We start from the raw sequence: 22,317 nt of genomic DNA on the forward strand, positions 1-22,317 counted from the left end.
CGCAGCAGCCTATCGCCAAACACTATTTCTTCAAGCTCGCCTCAATCAGCAGATCGGCGTTGATCGCCACCGACGCCGCCGGGCCACCGGCGCCGAACAACTGGCCGCTGATATAGGCGCCTTCGATCAGAAGCAGCAGACCGTCGCCCAGCGTGTCGGCGTCGGCGGCATTCATCGCGGCGGCCATGGCGCGCAGGCGGCGGCGCAGTTCCTGCTTGTTGTCCTCGCTCACCACGCGCGCCGGATGGCCGCGCTCGGGATATTCTACGGCCGCATTGGTCATGCCGCAGCCGCGATAGTCAGGCTTCTGCGTGCGCTTGCCGACGCGGGTCAGGAAGGCTCGGATTTGCGCGCGCGGATCGCCGGGATGGGCGTCCACCGCCTCGTCGAAGCGTTCCCAGAATTCGAGATCGTATCGGCGCAGATAAGAGGCGGCCAATTCGTCCTTGGAGGGAAAGCTGCGATAGAGGCTGGGCTTGGTGACTCCGGCGCGCCTGACGATCTCGTCGACGCCGATCGCCCTGATGCCTCGCCGGTAAAACAGATCGCGCGCCACGCCGAGTATCTTTTCCGCCGCCTTTGGCGGAGCCGACGCGTGAGCGCTGCTGATGGACGGTTCAATTTTATTGTCTGGTGGCATTCGCAGTCTCGGTTGACACTGTTACCGATCGGTACGTATACATGTTTCCATCCTGCAACGTACCGGTCAGTAACATGCTAGCTCAATCCCGTCCATTTGGCCAGCGCTACGCTTTCGTCGTGGTCGCCGTCATCTTTCTCTGCCTGCTGATCGCGGCCGGCCTGCGCTCCGCGCCAGCCGTCATGATGCTGCCGCTGGAGGAAAGTTTCGGCTGGCGGCGCGACGTGGTGTCGCTGGCTGCCGCGGTCGGCATCTTCCTCTACGGCCTGACCGGGCCGTTTGCCGCCGCGCTGATGGAGCGGATCGGGCTGCGGCGCACGCTGCTTGCCGCGCTTGTCGTGATGTCGGCCTCCACCGCGCTCAGCCTGCTGATGACCAAGCCATGGCATCTGCTGATTACCTGGGGCGTGTTTTCCGGCGTCGGCTCCGGCGCGGTCGCCACCGTGCTCGGCGCCACCATCGTCAACCGCTGGTTCAAGACCAACCGCGGCCTCGTCATGGGCTTGATGTCGGCCTCCAGCGCCACCGGTCTGCTGGTCTTCCTGCCGCTGCTGGCCTCGCTGGCGCAGTCAGGCGGCTGGAAGCCGGTCGTCATCGCCATCTCCGTCGCGACGGCCTGTCTCGTGCCGCTGGTGCTGCTGCTGGTGCCGGAACGCCCGGCATCGATTGGCATGGTGCGCTATGGCGCGGAAGCCGACGACGTGCCGCCGGTACCGCCGGCGGCACAAGGCAATTTCCTGACCCATACGCTAACCACGCTGCGCCGCGCCGCCGGCACGCGCGTCTTCTGGTACCTGTTCGCCACCTTCTTCGTCTGCGGTTTCACGACCAACGGACTGGTCGGGACACATCTCATCGCATTTTGCGGCGACATGGGCATCAACGAGGTTCAGGCGGCTGGCCTGTTGTCGATGATGGGCATTTTCGACCTGATCGGCACCACGCTGTCGGGCTGGCTCACCGACCGTTTCGATCCGCGCAAGCTGCTCGGTGTCTATTATGCGATCCGCGGCCTTTCGCTGATCTATCTGCCCTATTCCGGCTTTTCGGCGACCAGTCTGATCATCTTCGCCGTGCTTTACGGCCTCGACTGGATCGCCACCGTGCCGCCGACGCTGCGGCTCGCCAATGAAGCCTTCGGCGACCGCAGCGGCCCGATCGTGTTCGGCTGGATCGTCGCCGGCCACCAGGTGGGCGCGGCAACCGCCGCCTTCTTCGGCGGCACCATGCGCGAACTGCAGGGCAATTACGAACTGGCCTTCCTGATCGCCGGCATGACCGCGATTGCCGCCGCCTGTATCTCGCTCCTGATCAACACCAGCCGGCCGGCGTTCGACCCGGAGCCGCAAGCGGCATAGTGCGCCTTCGAACGAGTGTGCCGTCGGTCAGATTGGCGATCTTTCAATAAGGGGGAGATCGGCAGTTCGCCGACGGCGCGCAGCCGATCAGTCGGGATAGCAGACCAACGGGACGTTGGGCCAAACCGCGCTATCGCAGTTGGCGCTTTGCTGCCTTTGCTTGAAGGCCGCGCTGACCGGCCCCGTCACCACCGGATCGACGCCATCGGGCGCATCCGCAAAGACCTGTTCGGCGCTCGGGATATCGCTCGGCAGAGCGGGCCGCGCTTCCTTGAGCGTCGCCGCGGATTGGGCGGCGCCGGCAGCCAGCAGCACGGCGAGAGCCGCAGTTGCGAGAATCGGCCGAAATTTGACGACTGCGTTGGTCATGGTGTTCGAACTGCCCGGGCCCGCAAAAGGTTCCCGCCTTGGTTAACAAAACCATTTCACATGGCGATGCTTAAGATTTGATGATTATTTGGTGTCGCGCTTCCTCTTTCGCAAATGCGAAAAACCCTGTATGAGCCGCGCAACACGAAAGAGGCGGCGCCTTTTGGCCTGCTGCCTGCAACGCTCCCGAGACCAGATCATGAACCTCCGCAATATCGCGATCATCGCGCACGTCGACCATGGAAAGACCACCCTTGTCGACCAGCTTCTGAAACAATCCGGCGCCTTCCGCGACAATCAGCGCGTCGCCGAACGCGCCATGGATTCCAACGACCTCGAAAAGGAACGCGGCATCACCATCCTGGCCAAGGCGACCTCGGTCGACTGGAAGGGCACCCGCGTCAACATCGTCGACACCCCCGGCCACGCCGATTTCGGCGGTGAGGTCGAGCGCATCCTGTCGATGGTGGATTCGGCGATCGTGCTGGTCGACGCCGCCGAAGGCCCGATGCCGCAGACCAAGTTCGTCGTCGGCAAGGCGCTCAAGGTCGGCTTGAAGCCCATCGTCGTCATCAACAAGATCGACCGGCCGGACGCCCGCCATGTCGAGGTGGTCAACGAGGTGTTCGACCTGTTTGCCGCGCTCGACGCCACCGACGAGCAGCTCGACTTCCCGATCCTTTATGGTTCGGGGCGCGACGGCTGGGTCTCGGAAAATCCGGAAGGTCCCAAGGACCAGGGCCTGTCGCCGCTGTTCGACCTCGTCCTCAAGCATGTGCCCGCGCCGACCGTGCATCCCGGCCCGTTCCGCATGATCGGCACCATCCTGGAAGCCAATCCGTTCCTCGGCCGTATCATCACCGGCCGCATCGAGAGCGGCACGCTGAAGGCCAACCAGGCGGTCAAGGTGCTGCATCATGACGGCACCCAGATCGAAACCGGCCGCATTTCCAAGATACTGGCCTTCCGCGGCCTCGAGCGCCAGCCGATCGAGGAAGCGCAGGCGGGCGACATCGTGGCCATTGCCGGCCTGTCCAAAGGCACCGTCGCCGACACGTTCTGCGACCTAAGCGTGAGCGAGCCGCTGCACGCGCAGCCGATCGATCCGCCGACCGTGACCATGTCTTTCCTCGTCAACGATTCGCCGCTGGCCGGCACGGAAGGCGACAAGGTGACCAGCCGCGTCATCCGCGACCGCCTGCTGCGCGAAGCCGAGGGCAATGTCGCGCTCAAGATCGAGGAATCGCCTGACAAGGATTCCTTCTTCGTGTCGGGCCGTGGCGAATTGCAGCTTGCCGTGCTGATCGAGACCATGCGCCGCGAGGGCTTTGAAATCGCCGTGTCGCGGCCGCGCGTGGTCATGCAGAAGGGCGAGAACGGCGAATTGCTGGAGCCGGTCGAGGAAGTCGTCATCGACGTCGACGAGGAGCATGCCGGCGTCGTCGTGCAGAAAATGTCCGAGCGCAAGGCCGAGATGGTCGAATTGCGCCCCTCCGGCGGCAACCGCCAGCGCCTCGTCTTCCACGCGCCGACGCGCGGCCTGATCGGCTACCAGTCGGAACTCTTGACCGACACGCGCGGCACCGCCGTGATGAACCGGCTGTTCCATGCCTATGAGCCCTACAAGGGCGAACTGCCCGGTCGCACCAACGGCGTGCTGATCTCCAACGAGCAGGGCGAGTCCGTCGCCTACGCCATGTGGAACCTGGAGGATCGTGGCCCGATGGTCATCGATCCGGGCGTCAAGGTCTATCAGGGCATGATCATCGGCATCCACTCCCGCGACAACGACCTGGAAGTGAACGTGCTGAAGGGCAAGAAGCTGACCAACATCCGCGCCGCCGGCAAGGACGAGGCGGTCAAGCTGACACCGCCGATCCGCATGACGTTGGAGCGCGCGCTGGCCTGGATCCAGGACGACGAGCTGGTCGAGGTGACACCGAAGACCATCCGCCTGCGCAAGCTTTATCTGGATCCCAACGAGCGCAAGCGCTTCGAGAAATCGTCCAAGGCCGTCGGCGCCGCGTAATTTCTGCTTTCTGATCGTATCCGGGAGGGGCGGAGCACCAGGTGCTTCGCCCCTCTGCCGTTCATCCCCTGGCGGCAGATATGATGGCCTGCCGGTCGGGTTCGCCGGCCAGATCGACGCGGACCGTCGTCCCGTCGCGTGCCGGCTTGCGCAAAGCCTTGGCCCCGTCGCAATCGACAACCAACAGGCCTTTCTCCTCCAGGGCTTGAAGTCGCGACCGTGAGATGCCGAGTTCGTTGGCGAGCAAACGATCGAGCCGCAGCGATATCGGCATTTCGAGCCCGAGCCGGAGCTCCAGCACGCTTGCAGCTTCGCTTGTCCCGCCAAGCGCCGTCTTGTGCACGTCGACGTCGGGAAACTCCTCGACACGCCCCACCTGGCCGCGCAGTGCGGTCACATCGAATGCATGGCGCCGGGCAAGTGCTGCATCGTTGCTCTCCAGCGCCCGCAGCAGCGCCGGCTCGATGTCGCGGCGGTTGCGGCGCTCAAAAATGCCGAAATTCCAGGAATTGTCGCAGTTGATACAACGATAGATCAGCCAGGCGTCAATGCGCTTCCCGTTGGCGTTGACGCGGAACTTTCCGCTGCTGCGATAGGCTTTGACGCCGCCGCAGCGATTGCAGGTGATCAGGGGACGTGGTGCGGTTTGAGGCGCGACCGTCCAGCGGATGCGCAGAATAGAAGACATGCCGATATGCCCTTCCCGTCGGGAAGTTCATCAGGTCGGCAATGTCGAGATGCCCAGGCGGGCGCGGCGTGGCGGTAGGCTGCGGTTCTTGGGATCAGGCGTCGCGGCGCATGCGACAGCGGTTCAGCAGTGCCAAACCGGTCTCGAACCGCCGCCCAGAGGAACACATGAAATGGAAAAAGGCACCGTTGTGGCGGCGCCATGCATTGTGTCGGGGGAGTTGACGAGACCGGCGGTTACGTAGGCAAAGTGAAGCTCGAAATTGTTTCGGGGCGATCTATCTAGCCGCGAGATGCCGGGCCGGCAAGCATGTTGATGCTACCGAAGCTCGATCGCTTGCGCTAATGTCTGGCATTGCTAATGTCTGGCATTGAAGGTTTTCAAGCCGAGATCCTCGCCATGCACCTCACCTCGCTCCTGATCTTCGCCGCCGCGCTCTTCGTGGCCGCCGGTTCGCCGGGCCCTTCGATCGCGGCACTCGTCGCCCGCGTCATCGCCAAGGGGTTTCGCGACGTGTTCCCGTTCCTGCTCGCCATGTGGATCGGCGAGGGCATCTGGCTGTCGCTGGCCGTGTTCGGGCTGGCGGTGGTGGCGCAGACTTTCCATTTCGCTTTCGTCATCGTCAAATGGGTCGGCGTCGCCTATCTCGCGTACCTCGCCTGGAAGATGTGGACCGCGCCTGTCGAAGCGAAAGAAGGCGAGATGCCGCGCGAGGACTCGCCCGGCAAACTGTTCTTCGCCGGCATGTCCGTGACGCTCGGCAACCCCAAGATCATGATGTTCTACCTGGCCCTGCTGCCGACCATCATCGACCTTGCTTCGGTGACGGTGGTTGGCTGGATCGAACTGACGGCGACCATGGCGGTGGTGCTTATCGTGATCGACCTTGCCTGGGTGCTGGCCGCCGCCCAGGCGCGCAAGCTCCTGAAGAGCAAGCGCGCCATGAGAATTGCCAACCGCGTCAGCGCCACCACCATGGCCGGTGCAGCCGCGGCGATCGCGGCGCGCTCGTGACCGTCACATCATTTCGATGATCGGCGCGATCTCGACGCTGAAGGCCGGGTTCATCAGGATCGGGCAATCCCTGGCCTTGGCGACGGCATCGTCGATATCCCTGGCTTCCACGATCGTGTAGCCGGCGGTCGGGTTGCTGCCGCCATTGTTCTCGACCTTGCCGTCGGGCAGCACCGTCTTCGACATGCCGACCGGATTGCCGCCGTCAACCACGGCCGAGCCGAGCTTGCCGTACCAGCCGTTCCAGGCATCCATCGCGGCTTTGCGTTCGGCCTCCTCGGTCGGCATCTTGCCGGAGCCGTGATAGACATAGAGAAATTTCGCCATGTTCTCCTCCCTTGTCGGCGGCATCGAACCGGCATGCGGTCATGCCGCCCGGCGATCATCGGACCAAACCGGCAAACAAGCAATGAGAATGAGAGGTGGCTAATATATGAGCAGGTAGCCTGCTCGTCACCTTGCCATGGCGTGGTACTCGGAGTTCGGGCGCATATCGATTGCCGCCGCCACCCGGTTCGACATGTTGAAGAAGGCGGCCGTGGAGGCGATGTCCCAGATGTCGCGATCGGTGAAGCCGGCCATACGCAGGGCCGCGCGGTCGGCTTCGACGATCTTGGCCGGCTCCTCTGTCAGCTTGACCGCGAATTCCAGCATCGCGACCTGCTTCGATGAAAGATCGGCGGCGCGGAAATTCATTACCATCATCTCGCCGAGCGAAGGGTCGCCCGACAGCTGCCGCACGGCGGCGCCATGCGCCGTCAGGCAGTAGTAGCAATGGTTGATGGATGAGACAGCGACCGCGATCATCTCGCGCTCCAGCTTCGACAGGCCTGAATCACCCAGCATCAGATCATTGTACATGTCGGTGAAGGCACGCAGCTTCTTGTCGTCGAAGGCATGGGCGCGCAACACGTTGGGGACCAGGCCGAGCTTCTCCTCGCATTTGGTGAAATAGGTCCTGGTCGCATCGCTCAGCTCAGCAGCGGCGAGATCGAGCGCGGTGATCTTGTCGGTCATGGGCATTCCTCCTCGTTTGTCGCCGGCTGCCGCCGAATTGCGATAATTCTTGGCACGCCGTCAAACCTTTGTCGCCAAATAGCGGTCATCTGCTACATAGTCCGCAAAAGCATACGACGGGAGGAAAGAAGCGTCATGGCCAGCGTGAAATCGGCGAGCAGGTCGAAGAAGAAAGCCACGGCGATGCCGAAGACGCAGGAAAGGCCGGCCAGGCTTGCCGACTACCTGCTCGCCCGCGCGCCGGCGGAAGACATTGCCGCCTATGAGGTGGCGGACCTCGAACGCGCCGCGGATCTCGCCGGCCGCGCGGTCGCCGGTCACAAGAAGGGCGCGTGCGCCGTCGCCGTCGATACCGATTCCGGCGTCGTTCGCGAGGGCCGACCCGTCACGATCGTCACCGTCGTCAACGACAATATGCCTTTCCTGTTCGATTCCATACTCGGCGAGATCACCGAGAGTGCCGGCGAGCCGACCCTGGTCACCCACCCCGTCATCACCGTCCGCCATGGCAAGGACGGCGTCGAGGAAATTCTCGGCGACGGCAATTTCGCCAGGGACGACGGCAGCCACGACCGGCTGAGCGTCATTCACGTCCATATTCCCCGGCTGACCCCGGAGCAGGCGAACGGCTTGGCAGAGCGGCTGCGCAAGATCCTCGGCCAGGTCCATTCCGCCGTCAGCGACTGGAAGCCGATGCTGGCCCGTCTCGACCAGGCGATCTCGGAATTCCGCTATTCGGCGGTGCCGCTGGATAAGAAGAGCGTGGCCGAGGCGATCGCCTTCCTGGAGTGGCTGCGCGACGACAATTTCACTTTCCTCGGCATGCGCGAATTCACATATATCGGCGGCGAGGAAAGCGGCACGCTGGAGCGTGCCGACAAGCCTGGCCTGGGCATATTGTCCGATCTGGACGTGCTGGTGCTGCGGCGCGGCACCGAAGCGGTGACGACAACGCCGGAGATCCGAGCCTTCCTGCATGGGCCGGAGCCGCTGATCGTCACCAAGGCCAATGCAAAGTCCTCCGTGCACCGGCGCATCTATCTCGACTATATCGGCATCAAGACCTACACCGCCAAGGGCGCGCTGGCGGGCGAATTGCGCATTGTCGGCCTGTTCACGTCGACCGCCTACACGCGCTCGGTGATGAAGATCCCCTATCTCAGGTCGAAGGCCGAAACCGTCATAGCCAAATCCGGTTTCGACCGGCACGACCATTCCGGCAAGGCGCTGATCAACGTGCTGGAGAGCTATCCGCGCGACGAGCTGTTCCAGGTGCCGGTGCCGATCCTGAGGAGGCATGCCGCGGCCATTCTGGGCCTCGTCGAGAGGCCGCGCGTGCGGGCACTGGTGCGTGCCGACCAGTTCGACCGCTTCGTCTCCATCCTCGTCTTCGTGCCGCGCGACCGTTACGACAGCGTCGTGCGCGAGAAGGTCGGCACCTACCTCAAGACGGTGTTCGAAGGCCGACTGTCGGCCTACTACCCGGCCTTCCCGGAAGGCGGGCTGGCGCGCGTGCATTTCATCATCGGCCGCTCCGGCGGCAAGACGCCGAAGGTCGAACAGGCAACGATCGAGGCGGCGATCCGCGACATCGTGCGCACCTGGGAGGACGCCCTTTCCGAGGCGGCGGAAACCAGCGGCAGCGACCCGGCGCTGAAGAGGATCGCGGCACGATTTCCGGAAAGCTACCGGGACTCCTTCAGCGCCGGTGTGGCGCTAATCGATGCCGGGCGTATCGCCAGGATCAGCGCCAGCAATCCGATCGCCATCGATTACTATCGCCATGCCGAGCAGAAGCCGCACCAGGCGGCGCTGAAAATCTATCACCATGGCAGCCCGGTGGCGCTGTCGCGGCGCGTGCCGGTGCTGGAAAACATCGGCTTCCGCGTCATCAGCGAGCGCACCTTCGAGGTCGGCGACGACAAGGCCGGCAATAGGGATCAGCCCGGCATGATCAATAGTGATCAGCCCGGCACCGTCTTCATCCACGACATGGAGCTGGAGAACAGCTACGGAAAGCCGATCGACCTCAGCAATGGCGGCGCGCTGTTCGAGGACGCGTTCCTGTCGGTGTGGCGCGGCGACGTCGACAATGACGGCTACAACGGCCTTGCCCAGACCGCCGGCCTGTGGTCGGGCGAAATCACCATCCTGCGCGCCTATGGGCGGTATTTGCAGCAGGCCGGAATTCCGCAGAGCCAGGATTTCATCGCCGCGGCCCTCAACCGCTATCCCGAGATCGCACGCGGCCTGCACGCGCTGTTCATCGCCCGGCTCGGCCCGACAGCCGAGACGGAAGGCGTGGTGGCGGCAAAGCATCTCAAGGCCAAGATCAGGGACGCGCTGGAAGACGTTCCCAACATCGACGACGACGCCATCATCCGCCGCTACCTCAATCTCATCGAAGCCTCGCTGCGCACCAATCATTTCGTTGCCGATACGAAAGCCAAGGGCCAGTCGCTGGCGATCAAACTCGATTCGCGTTCGGTCGACGGATTGCCCGAGCCGCGACCGTGGCGGGAAATCTTCGTCTACGGCTCTGAGGTCGAGGGCGTGCATCTGCGCTTCGGTCCGGTGGCGCGCGGCGGCCTGCGCTGGTCGGACCGCGCCCAGGATTACCGCACCGAGGTGCTCGGCCTGGTCAAGGCACAGCAGGTCAAGAACGCGGTCATCGTGCCGGTCGGCGCCAAGGGCGGGTTCTATCCGAAGAAGCTGCCGATGAGCGCCGGCCGCGACGCCATCTTCGAAGCCGGCACATCGGCCTACAAGAACTTCGTTTCCAGCCTTTTGTCGATCACCGACAATATCGGCCTCGACGGCGTCATCCCGCCGGCCGGCGTTGTCAGGCGCGACCAGGACGATCCCTATTTCGTCGTTGCCGCCGACAAGGGCACGGCAACTTTCTCGGACACCGCCAACGCCATCAGTGAAAGCCATGGCTTCTGGCTTGACGATGCCTTCGCCAGCGGCGGTTCGGCCGGGTACGACCACAAGAAGATGGGCATCACCGCCAAGGGCGCGTGGGAGGCGGTCAAGCGGCATTTCCGCGAGATGAACCGCGACATCCAGACCACGCCCTTCTCCGTCGTCGGGGTGGGTGACATGTCGGGCGACGTGTTCGGCAACGGCATGCTGTTGTCACCGAAGACAAGGCTGATCGCAGCCTTCGACCACCGCGACATCTTCATCGATCCCGATCCCGACATGGCGGCATCGATGGCCGAGCGCCAGCGCATGTTCGCTCTTCCCCGTTCGAGCTGGCAGGACTACGACAAGAGCAAGCTCTCCGAGGGCGGCGTCATCGTCTCACGCGGCCAGAAATCGATCACCTTGCCGGCCGCTGCTGCTGCTGCGATCGGCCTCAACAAGACGACCGCCACGCCGGTCGAGATCATGAGCGCCATCCTCAAGGCGCCCGTCGACCTCTTGTGGTTCGGCGGCATCGGCACGTATTTGCGGGCCTCGACCGAGACCAACGCCGAGGTCGGTGATCGCGCCAACGACGCCGTCCGCATCACCGCGCTCGACGTGCGCGCCAAGGTGATCGGCGAGGGCGCCAATCTCGGGGTGACGCAGCGCGCGCGCATCGAATTCGGCATGAATGGCGGGCGTTGCAATTCCGACGCCATCGACAATTCGGGCGGGGTCAACTGTTCCGACGTCGAGGTCAATATCAAGATCGCGCTGGCGTCCGCCATGCGCAAAGGGTCGTTGACCCGGCCTGCGCGCGACAAGCTTCTCGCCGAGATGACCGGCGAGGTCGGCGAGCTGGTCCTGTCCAACAACTACCAGCAGACGCTGGCGCTCTCCATCGCCCGCAAGCGCGGCCTCGCCGACATCGCCCACCAGGCCCGCTTCATGTCGGCGCTGGAAGCGCGCGGCCTGCTCGACCGCACGGTCGAGACGTTGCCTTCGCCGGCGGCCCTTGCCGAGCGCGAGGCGCGCGGCGAGCCGCTGACCAGGGCCGAGCTCGGCGTGCTGCTCGCCTATGCCAAGATCGTGCTGTTTTCCGACATCGTCGCAAGCGACGTGCCTGACGAGCCGCATTTCGACCGCGACCTGATGGGTTATTTCCCCGACCGGATGGCGAAGAAATATGCCGCTGAGATCCACGGCCATCGCCTGCGCCGCGAGATCATCGCCCGCGTCGTCGCCAATGAGCTGGTCAACCGCGGCGGTCCCTCCTTCGTCAACCGGTTGCGGGAAGCAACGGGGCGCACCGCCGCCGACGTGGTGCGCACCTTCGCCGTGGTGCGCGACGGCTTTGCCTTGCCGGCGCTTTACCGCGAGATCGACGCACTCGACAATCAGATCGACGGCCAGATGCAGCTCGATCTCTACCAGGCGGTCAGCCGGCTGATCTACGTGACCAGCGGCTGGTACTTGAAGAACGACGCCGGCACGGCGCCGCTTGCCCAGCGCATCGCCGAATTGCAGGAGGCTCGCAAGGCGCTGGAGCCGAAACTCGTTTCGCTGCTCCCCGATTATTCGCGCGAACGGATCGACGAGAAGCGGCATGGACTGGTCAAGGCCGGGGCGCCGGACAGGCTGGCAGCGCAACTGGCGCTGGCCGATGTGGCGGAGCTGATCCCCGACATCGCGCTGACGGCGCGAACGGCAGGCGCCGACATCGTCGCCGCGGCGAAGGCCTTCTTCGCGGTCAGCGACGCCTTCCGTATTCCGCGCGTCGAGGAGGCGGCCCGCTCCATCACACCGGCGGACTATTACGACCAGCTCGCCCTGTCGCGCGCCACCGACACGATCGGGACCGCGCGGCGCGGCATCGCGGTGGCGGCACTCGTGAACCACGCCGGGGCAGCCGACCCGGTGGCGGCGTGGCTGGAGGCCGGCGGGGAGAGGATCGGCCGCACCCGCGAACGGCTGCAGGCGCTGACCGAGGGCGGCGACATCACCGTGTCGCGGCTGTCGGTGGCATCGGGCCTGATGAGCGATCTGACGGGGATGTGAGCCATCGCCTGACTTACCCTCGCCTAGGCGGGGAGGCGGCGCCGGCCCTCACCCGGACCTTCGGTCCGACCGTCGCACAAGGGGCATAGGGGTGGCGCCCTTGCTCCGTTGATCTGAATGAAGGCGGGTAGGCCAAAGAACGGCGGCGCGGCGCGTGTTCGTTTGCATGACCCGCGGAAAACATGCAGACATGGGTGAACCGCCAACGAAACGAAGGCGACCGGAGGGGACATGGCCGAAGTAGCAGTGCAGCGGGCGTCCGGGCGCGGCATCTGGGGGTGGATGTTGTTCGACTGGGCGGCGCAGCCCTTCTTCACGGTCGTCACCACCTTCATCTTCGGCCCCTATTTCGTTTCGCGCATGGCCAGCGATCCGACCACCGGCCAGGCCGTCTGGGGCTACGGCATCGCCGCGGCCGGACTGGTCATCGCCGTGCTGTCGCCGATCCTCGGTTCGATCGCCGACCAGACCGGGCCGCGCAAGCCGTGGATCGCCTTCTTCGCGGCGATCAAGATCGCCAGCCTGGCGCTGCTGTGGCTCGCCGCGCCCGGCTCGAACCTGTTCCTGATCGTGGCATTGTTCTCGCTGGCCTCGGTGGCGGCTGAATTCTCCACCGTCTTCAACGATTCCATGATGCCGCGCCTGGTGCCGAAGAGCGAGATCGGCCGCATCTCCAACATGGCCTGGGGGCTTGGCTATCTCGGCGGTATGATCGCGCTGATCTTCGTCGTGCTGTTCCTGGCCGGATCGCAGGAGACCGGCAAGACCATCATCGGCCTCGACCCGCTGTTCGGGCTGGACCCGAAGCTCGGCGAGGATGCCCGCGCCACCGGGCCGCTGTCGGCCGGCTGGTATTTCCTGTTCATCCTGCCGATGTTCCTCTTCACTCCCGATGCCATCAAAGGCATCCCGATCAAGCCTGCGGTGCGCGAAGGCCTGTCGGAGCTGAAGTCGACCTTGGTCGAGGTGCGCAGGCGCGGCGGCATCTTCCGCTTCCTCGTCGCCCGCATGATCTATCAGGACGGCGTCAATGCGCTGCTGGCGCTCGGCGGCACCTTCGCGGCCGGCATGTTCCAGTGGTCGATCACCGAGATCGGCATGTTCGGCATCATCCTCAACGTCGTCGCCATCTTCGGCTGCTGGATCGCTGCGCGGCTCGACACCGCGCTCGGCTCCAAGGCGGTAGTGATGATCGCGCTGGTCATGCTTTCGGTCGCCACCATCGGCGTCGTCTCGACCGGCCCCGGCTTCACGCTGCTCGGGCTTATCCAGCTCTCGACCACCGATTCCGGGGGCCTGTTCGGCACCGCCGCGGAAAACGCCTACATCCTCTATGGATTGCTGATCGGACTCGCCTTCGGGCCGGTGCAGGCGTCATCGCGGTCCTATATGGCGCGCAGCGTTACGGCGTCGGAATCCGGCCGCTATTTCGGCATCTATGCGCTGGCCGGGCGCGCGACCAGTTTCCTGGCCCCGTTCCTGGTGGCGACCATCACGGCGGTGAGCGATTCGGCGCGGCTCGGCATGGCGGTTATCATCCTGTTCCTGGCCATAGGCATGGCGATCCTGATCAGGACGCCGTATCCGGCGGACCGGGCGGCGGAGTGATTTACCCTCCCCCTTGTGGGGAGGGTCGATCCGCGAAGCGGAGCGGGGTGGGGGACGGCGCTGCCCCCACCCCGTCTCACGAGCTTTGCTTCGCAAACATCGCTCGCCGACCCTTCCCACAAGGGGGAGGGTGAGGCGCTCAATGTCTGAAGTGTCTCACGCCCGTGAACACCATGGCGATGCCATGCTCGTCGGCGGCGGCAACCACATCGTCGTCGCGCATCGAGCCGCCGGGCTGGATCACCGCCGTGGCGCCAGCCTCGATGGCCGACAGCAGGCCGTCGGCGAAGGGGAAGAAGGCGTCGGAGGCGACGACAGAGCCCTTGGTCAGCGGCTCGGCCCAGCCCGCCGCTTCCGCAGCGTCGAGTGCCTTGCGGGCAGCGATGCGCGAGGAATCGACGCGGCTCATCTGCCCGGCGCCGATGCCTACCGTGGCGCTGTCCCTTGCGTAGACGATGGCGTTCGATTTGACGTGCTTGGCGACGCGGAAGGCGAATTTCAGGTCGGCCAGTTCGGCCGGCGTCGGCGCCCGTTTCGTCACCACCTTCAGTTCGAGGTCGTCGACGACGGCGTTGTCCCTGCCCTGCACCAGCAGGCCGCCGGCGACGGATTTGACGGTTGTGCCGATCGCGCGCGGATCCGGCAGGCCGCCCGCGACCAGCAGGCGCAGGTTCTTCTTCGCGGCCACGATCGCTGCCGCCTCGTCGGTGGCGCCGGGCGCGATAATGACCTCGGTGAAGGTCTTCACGATCTCTTCGGCCGCCTCGGCGTCAAGGATGCGATTGACAGCGACAATGCCGCCATAGGCCGAGACCGGGTCGCAGGCCAGCGCCCTGGCGTAGGCCGCCTTCAGCGTCGAACCCTCGGCGACGCCGCACGGGTTGGCATGCTTGATGATGGCGACGGCGGCCGAGCGCGCCGGGTCGAACTCGCCGGCCAGCTCGAAGGCGGCGTCGGTATCGTTGATGTTGTTGTAGGAAAGCTGCTTGCCCTGGAGCTGGCGCGCGGTGGCCACGCCCGGCCGCTTGTCGCCATTGACATAGAAGCCGGCGCCCTGGTGCGGGTTCTCGCCATAGCGCATCACGGTCTCCAGCCTGCCGCCGAAGGCGCGCCAGGTCGGGTGCTCGATCTCCAGCGCCTCGGCGAACCAGCCCGAGATTACCGCGTCGTAGCTGGCGGTGCGGGCAAAAGCCTTGGCCGCGAGCTTCTTGCGGAAATCCAGCGAAAGCGAGCCGATATTCATCTCCAGCGCATTGAGCACGGAGGCATAGTCGCCGGGATCGGTGACGATGGCGACATAGGCGTGGTTCTTGGCCGAGGCGCGGATCATCGCCGGGCCGCCAATGTCGATGTTCTCGACGATCGCCGCGTAGTCGGCGCCGGAGCGGCGGACTTCCTCGAACGGATAGAGATTGCAGACGACCAGGTCGATCGGCTCGATGCCATATTTGTGCATCGCCGCGGCGTGATCGGGATCATCGCGAACGCCGAGCAGGGCGCCATGCACCGACGGGTGCAGGGTCTTGACGCGGCCATCCATGATCTCGGGAAAGCCGGTGAGCTCGGAGACGTCGCGGACCGCCAGGCCCGCATCGGCGATCGCTTTTGCCGTGCCGCCGGTCGACACCAGCTCGACGCCGGAAGCGGCGAGCGCCCTGGCGAGATCGATGAGGCCGGTCTTGTCGAAGACGGAGAGCAGCGCGCGACGCACGGGAACGAGGTCGGGAGCGGGAATGTTCTTGGCGGCGACGGCCATGGGCGTGCTTTCACGGCTGGAGGGGCAGGCCCGCGCCGTATCATATGAGATCAGGAAATCAAGGCGCAAGCTCGGTCAGCGCAGGCGCGGTCAGTTGTTTTCGGAATAGCCGGCGATAGAGGTGCGGGTGAGCTGCCAGTGGACTTCGGCGATGTCGGACGGCTTGAAGGCAAGCACGATCTGCCGGCTTCGGCGCGGGCCGCCGAGACCGGCGAAGTAGATCGATTCCTCGACCTCCGGCACCATCTCGGTGCAGGTGAACACCCAGCTGTCGGCCTGCTCGGCGGTCAGCACCAGGCGGTCATGCTCGTCCTGCAAAAGGTTGATGTCGGGATGGACGTGGAAGCGCACGGTGATGAAATCGCGGCCATTGTTGCGGATCGCCGCACCTCCAGGACGCTGGAAGCGGTCCCTGCCGGTCAGCACATTGCCGTTCGAGGACAGTTTCAGCTCGCGCTCGTGCAGGAAACCGAAGCGCTGGATATAGCCGTCATGGCGGGCGATGAAGCCTTGAACGCCCTTCTGGTCGATACGCTTGCACTGCACATGCTGCGGGCCGCCGATCAAAGGCGACCCCAGAAGATCGTTGATGCGCAGCGAATGGCTGAACCGCGCCGACGAGGTGTCGTTGATGGTGGCGGTCGAATGCGCGGCGGTGGCGCGGGCCAGGGGCCGGAATTCGGCAGCGCCATAGGTGTCGATGCCGGCATTGACGATGTAATGCTGGCGGCTCGACGACAGCTCGAACGCAAGGCAGCTGGCATGGGCGGCATTGGAGACGTGGACGGGCGGCGGCGGGCCGGTGTCGGCGATGACGGTGACGCCACCCATGGACAGCCGCTCATAGCCCGAATGCGGTGCATGCAGCAGCGGCGAGCCGGCGGTGTCGTCGTGGCGCAGGATGCTGGCGATGCGGTCATGGATGGTGGCGCCCATGCCGTTGAAGCGGGCGAGGCTGCCGTCCTGGTGGCGGAAGAAGCGCAGCGCCGGCAGCATCCTGTCGATGGCGCCGATCAGTGCCTGTGGCGGCGCTTCCGCCTGGTTGGCGTAGGTCTGCCGCAGCGGCAAAAGATCGGCGAGGATTTCCAGCACCGCCATCGGGTTGCGCGAGATGTGGCCGCCATCGGGAAGGATCTGGCGGTCGAGTTCCTCGGCGAGGTTGCGGGTGGCGCCGCGCAGCGCCGATGCGGGCGCCGGCAGCGACAGGGCGGCGAAGGCGAGGGCGATGCGGGCGCGCAGCCTGTCCTTGCCGTCAGGCATTTCGCGCGCCATCGACCTGAGGTAGCGGATCTGGACGGCCAGCGATTTCAGGAAGGCGCGGTAGAACGGGAATTCAGCGCCTTGCAGCACGATCGAGGAATGCTGCAGCCAGGCGATAATGCGCTTGGCAGCCGTGCCGGGCTCCCAGGCAATGCCGGAAATGTTGTTTCCATGCGTGGCGATCCAGTCGGACACCAGCGCACGCGCATTGGCGGCGGCAAGCTCGGTGCCGGCGGCGCGCATGTGACGCAGCCAGCGAAAGCCATGCAGCGTCTTCTGCCAGCCGTAATTGGGAACGCTGATCTGGAAGGGCGACTTGCCGCCGGTCTCGACCATATGTCCCGACAAGGGATAGCGGCCATAGTAGATCTCAAGCGCGATCTGCGGGTCGGCCAGCCGCAGGTCCGGCGGCGCGATCAGCACCCGTTCGGGCGTGCGGCCGGAATAGCGCCAGCGATAAACCGGTCCGGCACGCAGGCGCCGGCGCGTTTTGCGCCAAAACTCCTTCGCGACAAGCGCCCACAGACGCGTCGTGTTGCCGGCAGCAAGTGCCAAAACCCCTCCTGATCGTCCTCTATCCCAAGGGCAAGCTTATCTGATTCAACGATTCATGCGAAGGCGAATTCCCGCGAGCGGTGACGCTGCGCCTGGCTTTGCCGCGGAGGCTCCCCAAAAAAGTCAGCAACTTCCTATGCTTAAACCCCTGAGCGGTTCAGCGCCCGATGGGCATCCATACTCCGCTCCAGATCCTTGTTCCACGTAATTCCGGACGGAGAATCGTCACGCAGCTTTCGTGGACTTGCCTTAGCTGGCGCGACGCATGCGCGCGGCGAAAAAGCCGTCGAGACCGGAACGTTGCGGCGAGCCGAGATCGAGGTCGGCAGGTGTGGTGCGCAGCGTGCCTTCCTGCGTCAGGAAGGGATCGATGCCGATGATCTCGCCGGCGCGAAGCGGGTCGGCAACGACGCCAGGCGTCGCGGCGAGGAAGCCACGATAAAGCTCCTCGCCTTCGAGTGGGTCGAGCGAACAGTTCGAAAAGACGATCCTTCCGCCCGGCTTAACCAGGGTGACGGCGCGCGCGAGCAGCCGGCGCTGGAGATCGGCGAGCTTCTCGACATCAGCCACAGTCTTGGTCCATGGCACGTCGGGATGCCGCCGCACCGTGCCGGTCGAGGAGCAGGGCGCGTCGAGGAGGACGGCGTCGAACAGCTCGTCCGGCTCGTACTGGAGGAGATCGGCCTGCACGACGTCCGCCGACAGGCGGAGGCGTTCGAGATTCTGCGCCAGCCGCGCCAGCCGGTTCTTCGAGGTGTCGATCGCGGTGACGCGTGCGCCGGCCACGATCAATTGGGCGGTCTTGCCGCCGGGCGCGGCGCAGAGATCGGCGACGCGAAGCCCGCCGACATCACCGAGCAACCGGGCAGGCAGGCCGGCTGCGGCATCCTGGACCCACCAGGCGCCTTCGGCGAAGCCAGGCAGTTCGGTGACCGGGCCGGCAAGCTTCTCCACCCGAATCGTGCCGGTCGGCAGGGCAATGCCGCCGAGCCTTTCGGCCCAGTGCTCCGGATCGGCCTTGATCGAGAAATCGACCGGGGCCTCCTGGCGGTGGGCGGCGAGTATCCGTCCGGCCTCGTCCACGCCATAGGCGGCCTTCAAACGGTCGGAAAACCATTTCGGCGCTTCGTCGGTGGTAGCAAGGGCCTCTGGAAGTTCAGCCTCCTTGATCCGCGCGAGCGTGCGCAGCACACCGTTGACCAGGCCGGCAAAGCGCAATGTGCGGGGATCGGACTTGGCATGGGTGACGGCGAGGTCGACCGCGGCGCTGTCTGGAATGTCGAGGAACAGGATCTGCGCGGCCGCCACATGCAAAATATGCGACAGCGCGGTGGCATTGGCCGGCAGCGGTTTTTCCAGACGCCGCGCCAGCAGCCCGGCAATGGTCATGCGATAGCGCAGCGCGGTGACCAGAATGGCGCGCACAAGACCGCGATCGCGCAGGTCTAGCGCCTTGTATTGCGGATGGCCGTTTTCATGGTCGGTCAGGCCGTCGAGCGGCGTCCTCGCATCGATGACAGCGGCCAGCAGGCGCGCCGCCGCCTTGCGGGCGGCAAGGCCGGCAACGAACTCGCCGTCCTTTTTGTCTTCCTGACCACCTGTGCGTCGAGGTGCTCTGCCCGCCACGCTCACGACCACGGGCCCTTGGGCCCGGTCGGATTGCGACCCCATGGATTGGATTTGGGCTCTGCCGGCGGTTCCGGCGCGGCCGGCTTGCCCCACGGTCCTGCCGATTGCGGCTCGTCGGCCTGCGGCGGCACTGGCGCCTGGCGCTGCGGGGACCGCGATACACCACCGTCCATGCGCTGCGCCATCGCTTGCAGCGCGGCGATGCGGTTCTCGGTGCTCGGGTGGGTGGAGAACAGACTGTCCATGCGCTCGCCGTGCAGCGGGTTGATGATGAAGAGATGAGCCATCGCCGGGTTACGCTCGGCATCCGGATTAGGTATGCGTTCGGCGCCGCGGGCGATCTTGTCAAGCGCCGAGGCCAACCATAGCGGGTGTCCACAGATTTCGGCGCCACGCCGGTCGGCCTCGTATTCGCGGGTGCGGCTGACCGCCATCTGCACGATCATCGCCGCAAAGGGCGCCACGATCATCGCCGCCAGCACGCCGACAAAACCGAACGGGCTGTTGTTGTCGCGGTTGCCGCCGAGGAAGAAGGCGAAATTGCCAAGCATCGAGATGGCGCCGGCGAAGGTCGCGACGATCGTCATGGTCAAGGTGTCGCGGTGCTGGACGTGGGCGAGCTCGTGCGCCATCACCGCGGCCACTTCCTCATGCGTCAGCCGTTGCAAAAGGCCGGTGGAAGCGGCGACAGCCGCGTTCTGCGGGTTGCGGCCGGTGGCGAAGGCGTTGGGCTGCGGATTGTCGATCAGGTAGGTCCTGGGCATCGGCAGGCCTGCCTGCTCGGCCAGTGCCTGCACGATGGCGTAATATTCGGGCGCGTTCTTCTCGTCGACCTCGACGGCGCGGTTCATCGACAGCACCATCTTGTCGGCGTTCCAATAGCTGAACAGATTGGTGGCGGCGGCGATCAGGAAGGCGATCATCATGCCGCCCGTGCCGCCGATCAGGAAGCCGACGCCCATGAACAGCGCGGTCATCGCGGCAAGAAGCATGGCGGTGCGAAGTGTGTTCATCGTCTGCTCCCGTCCTGGTCGTGATGTAAGGGGGTCGATCCTCGTGGGCTCATCGCTATATGATGGGAAACGCCGGTACCCGTTTCAATCGGCCTGTTTCAATCCGCCGGAATATCGCATGAACGACGAGACCAGTAAAACACCTGCCACTGATGACGAAGCGCGGCTGAAGACGCTGACGCCCGCCGCCCGCCGCGCGCTTGAAGAGGCCGCGGCGCGGCGCGAGGACTACCGCCGCAAGGAAGCCGCGGTGCCGAAGGAAGTCGGCGGCCGCGGCGGCAAGGAGCCCGGCCGCTACGGCGACTGGGAGATCAAGGGCCTGACCAGCGATTTCTAATATGCCGGCCCAGCAAACAGCTCATTTGCCGGCAATCGGGTGTTTGATTGTCGCCAGAGCCTAGAAGGCCGCTGCCGCCGCTCGCTGCGGCTGGAGCGCGATCCAGCCGCGCTCGTCGACGGTGACGCCGATGGCGTCGTAGCCAGCGATCGCGGCATGCCGCGTCGCCAGGGGATGCCGGTGGGTGGCGTTTATGACCATGACCGCTGCGCCCGCCGCCTCGGCCGCCGTGATGCCCGCCGGGGCATCCTCGAACACGAGGCAATCGCGCGCATCGACACCGAGCCGCGTCGCGCCGAGCTGAAAGCAGTCGGGCGCCGGCTTGCCGCGTGAAACATCTTCCGCCGCGACCAGGACGGCAGGGACGGGGATGCCGGCGGCCTTCATGCGCAAGAGCGCCAGTTCGCGCGGTGCCGAGGTTACGATCGCCCAGCGCCCCGGCGGGAGCGCGTTGAGAAACGCGGCGGCGCTGGCGATCTGAACAATGCCCTCCAGATCGGCGGCTTCGGCCTTGAGCAAGAGGTCGGCCTCATGCGCCGGATCGACGCCCGGGAGCGCCAGACCGGCGATCGTCTCGATCGCCCGCACGCCATGGATCGTCGGCAGGAAGGCGGCGACGTCGAGCCCTTGCCGCCGCGCCCAGTCGCTCCACACCCGTTCGGCCGAGGCAATGGAATTGATGAGCGTGCCGTCCATGTCGAAGAGGAAGGCGGCGAATTTTCTGCCTGCGTACATGATTTTCCTTGATTTCGGGGAGGTCTTTCGAGGGAGGGCCGATGGTAACGTCCCGGCGCCGGCATTGGAAGCCGCGCGGCCACCTTTTCGGTCAGTCCCCTTTTCCGCAAGTCAGGGAACCGCGATCCGCCTCCGGCGTTTCAACTTCGCTGCTTTTCCACGACCATCGAAGGGGGACGCGATGCTGATTCGGCTCGGCTACGAAATGGCCATTGAATGCGCTGGAGCCACGCCGGTGATTTCAATGCTCGAGATCCACAGGGACAGGCAGGCCGACATCAAACGGCAGACGCGCATGCTGACGTCGCCCGCGGTTCCGACCAGGCTCTACAGCGATTTGCATGGCAATTCGTGCCGCCGCTTTACCGCACCCGCCGGCACTTTTCGCATCCTCTACGATGCCGTGGTCGAGGACAGCGGCGAGACGGACGAGGTCAACACGCTGGCACGCGAGGTGCCGGTGGCCGAGCTGCCCGACGAGGTGCTGTTTTATCTGCTGGGCAGCCGCTATTGCGAGACCGATCACCTGAGCCAGCTCGCCTGGGAGCTTTTCGGCCGTTTGCCGTCCGGCTGGGCGAGGGTGCAGGCGATCGTCGATTACGTCCACAACCGGCTGTCCTTCGGCTATGGCTATGCCCGCTCGACCCGCACCGCGGCGCAGGCGCATGAGGAGCAGGTCGGCGTCTGCCGAGACTTCGCCCATCTGGCGATCACGCTCTGCCGCTGCATGAACATTCCGGCACGCTATGTGAATGGCTATCTCGGCGACATCGGCGTGCCGGCCGATCCGGCGCCGATGGATTTCTCGGCCTGGATGGAAGTGTTTCTCGACGGCAAGTGGTACACGTTCGACCCCCGCCACAATGTTCCGAGGATCGGCCGCATCGTCATCGCGCGCGGACGCGATGCCACCGACGTGCCGTTGCTGCACAGTTTCGGCCCGCACCGGCTCAGCCTGTTCAAGGTATGGACCTACGAACAGGAGAACAATCTGTTCAACCCGCCCTACCACGCCATCGACAGGACGGTCACCGCGCAGATGCTGGCCTGAGCCGGGTTTCCATGTATCCCCATACTGCCTCGCTCTGGCACAGGTGCCGCTGTGCCGTGGCGGGACACGGCCGCGCGCCCTGTGCCGCGACGTGCAAGATCGTGGTAAGCGCTTGGTAATGCCGCGCGAACGCAGCATCGGCGTTTACCGGTCATTCACCTTTCCATTCTTGAAAGCGAAGCAAAAACAATAATCTAGTTCCTGGTGCGCGGCCGCTGGCCGCGCCCGGCCGGAATCCTGCATCGATCCGTTTGCCCGGCGACGAGGCCGGGGCGAGCGGAGAGAGAACG

17 protein-coding genes are annotated in these 22,317 nt (G+C 65.1%); 7 read left to right on the forward strand and 10 right to left on the reverse strand.

Translation table 11 applies throughout. The features are described from left to right. Window positions 1-22: 22 nt before the first annotated feature. The gene (locus FJ953_RS20245) at window positions 23-640 is read right to left on the reverse strand and encodes a TetR/AcrR family transcriptional regulator (protein WP_140624934.1); all 618 of its coding nucleotides are present in this window, start codon (window positions 638-640) and stop codon (window positions 23-25) included. 74 nt (window positions 641-714) lie between these two features. Here FJ953_RS20245 and FJ953_RS20250 point away from each other — a divergent pair, with 74 nt between their 5' ends. After that, the gene (locus FJ953_RS20250) at window positions 715-1,998 is read left to right on the forward strand and encodes an MFS transporter (RefSeq protein ID WP_181171624.1); all 1,284 of its coding nucleotides are present in this window, start codon (window positions 715-717) and stop codon (window positions 1,996-1,998) included. Between the two features lie 87 nt (window positions 1,999-2,085). Here FJ953_RS20250 and FJ953_RS20255 read toward each other — a convergent pair whose 3' ends face one another. Then, on the reverse strand, window positions 2,086-2,367 hold the full coding sequence (locus FJ953_RS20255) for a hypothetical protein (RefSeq protein WP_140624936.1): 282 nt from the start codon (window positions 2,365-2,367) through the stop codon (window positions 2,086-2,088). Window positions 2,368-2,566: 199 nt separating this feature from the next. Between FJ953_RS20255 and typA the strand changes: the two genes are divergently transcribed. Next, window positions 2,567-4,396 (forward strand): translational GTPase TypA, encoded by a 1,830-nt coding sequence (gene typA, locus FJ953_RS20260; protein WP_140492867.1) that lies wholly within the window; start codon window positions 2,567-2,569, stop codon window positions 4,394-4,396. A gap of 61 nt (window positions 4,397-4,457) precedes the next feature. On the opposite strand, the gene FJ953_RS20265 is transcribed toward typA, so the two are convergent. After that, window positions 4,458-5,084: a DUF1062 domain-containing protein gene (locus FJ953_RS20265; RefSeq protein WP_140624937.1), complete on the reverse strand. Its 627-nt coding sequence runs from the start codon at window positions 5,082-5,084 to the stop codon at window positions 4,458-4,460. A 399-nt stretch (window positions 5,085-5,483) separates the two neighbouring features. Between FJ953_RS20265 and FJ953_RS20270 the strand changes: the two genes are divergently transcribed. Beyond that, the gene (locus FJ953_RS20270; protein ID WP_140625051.1) at window positions 5,484-6,098 is read left to right on the forward strand and encodes a LysE family translocator; all 615 of its coding nucleotides are present in this window, start codon (window positions 5,484-5,486) and stop codon (window positions 6,096-6,098) included. A gap of 3 nt (window positions 6,099-6,101) precedes the next feature. Here the strand turns inward: FJ953_RS20270 and FJ953_RS20275 are convergent, their stop codons facing one another. Beyond that, window positions 6,102-6,425 carry a YciI family protein gene (locus FJ953_RS20275; RefSeq protein WP_140518064.1) on the reverse strand — a complete coding sequence of 108 codons (324 nt, stop codon included), beginning with the start codon at window positions 6,423-6,425 and terminating at the stop codon, window positions 6,102-6,104. 126 nt (window positions 6,426-6,551) lie between these two features. Next, a complete protein-coding gene (locus FJ953_RS20280) occupies window positions 6,552-7,115 on the reverse strand; it encodes a peroxidase-related enzyme (protein ID WP_140624938.1) in 564 nt (187 codons plus the stop codon). Window positions 7,116-7,250: 135 nt separating this feature from the next. Between FJ953_RS20280 and FJ953_RS20285 the strand changes: the two genes are divergently transcribed. Both FJ953_RS20285 and FJ953_RS20290 read left to right on the forward strand, forming a co-directional pair. Beyond that, a complete protein-coding gene (locus tag FJ953_RS20285) occupies window positions 7,251-12,083 on the forward strand; it encodes an NAD-glutamate dehydrogenase (RefSeq protein ID WP_140624939.1) in 4,833 nt (1,610 codons plus the stop codon). A 231-nt stretch (window positions 12,084-12,314) separates the two neighbouring features. Next, window positions 12,315-13,691, forward strand: a complete 1,377-nt coding sequence (locus FJ953_RS20290) for an MFS transporter (protein WP_140624940.1) — start codon at window positions 12,315-12,317, stop codon at window positions 13,689-13,691. 139 nt (window positions 13,692-13,830) lie between these two features. On the opposite strand, the gene purH is transcribed toward FJ953_RS20290, so the two are convergent. The 4 genes from purH to htpX all read right to left on the reverse strand — a co-directional run bounded on the left by purH (window position 13,831) and on the right by htpX (window position 19,904). Then, a complete protein-coding gene (gene purH, locus FJ953_RS20295) occupies window positions 13,831-15,447 on the reverse strand; it encodes a bifunctional phosphoribosylaminoimidazolecarboxamide formyltransferase/IMP cyclohydrolase (RefSeq protein WP_140566713.1) in 1,617 nt (538 codons plus the stop codon). Window positions 15,448-15,537: 90 nt separating this feature from the next. Beyond that, window positions 15,538-17,262 (reverse strand): heparinase II/III family protein, encoded by a 1,725-nt coding sequence (locus tag FJ953_RS20300; protein WP_140624941.1) that lies wholly within the window; start codon window positions 17,260-17,262, stop codon window positions 15,538-15,540. Window positions 17,263-17,511: 249 nt separating this feature from the next. Further along, window positions 17,512-18,894, reverse strand: a complete 1,383-nt coding sequence (locus FJ953_RS20305) for an RsmB/NOP family class I SAM-dependent RNA methyltransferase (RefSeq protein ID WP_246674859.1) — start codon at window positions 18,892-18,894, stop codon at window positions 17,512-17,514. Beyond that, window positions 18,891-19,904 carry a zinc metalloprotease HtpX gene (htpX, locus tag FJ953_RS20310; protein ID WP_140518224.1) on the reverse strand — a complete coding sequence of 338 codons (1,014 nt, stop codon included), beginning with the start codon at window positions 19,902-19,904 and terminating at the stop codon, window positions 18,891-18,893. Before htpX ends, FJ953_RS20305 begins: the two co-directional genes overlap by 4 nt. 118 nt (window positions 19,905-20,022) lie before the next feature. Between htpX and FJ953_RS20315 the strand changes: the two genes are divergently transcribed. Next, the gene (locus tag FJ953_RS20315) at window positions 20,023-20,241 is read left to right on the forward strand and encodes a DUF1674 domain-containing protein (RefSeq protein WP_140518225.1); all 219 of its coding nucleotides are present in this window, start codon (window positions 20,023-20,025) and stop codon (window positions 20,239-20,241) included. Window positions 20,242-20,301: 60 nt separating this feature from the next. Here the strand turns inward: FJ953_RS20315 and FJ953_RS20320 are convergent, their stop codons facing one another. Further along, on the reverse strand, window positions 20,302-20,976 hold the full coding sequence (locus FJ953_RS20320) for an HAD-IA family hydrolase (protein WP_140624943.1): 675 nt from the start codon (window positions 20,974-20,976) through the stop codon (window positions 20,302-20,304). 181 nt (window positions 20,977-21,157) lie between these two features. Here FJ953_RS20320 and FJ953_RS20325 point away from each other — a divergent pair, with 181 nt between their 5' ends. Further along, the gene (locus FJ953_RS20325; protein WP_140524987.1) at window positions 21,158-22,027 is read left to right on the forward strand and encodes a transglutaminase family protein; all 870 of its coding nucleotides are present in this window, start codon (window positions 21,158-21,160) and stop codon (window positions 22,025-22,027) included. Window positions 22,028-22,317: the final 290 nt, after the last annotated feature.

The organism is Mesorhizobium sp. B2-3-6 (genome assembly GCF_006442305.1).
GTDB lineage: Bacteria > Pseudomonadota > Alphaproteobacteria > Rhizobiales > Rhizobiaceae > Mesorhizobium.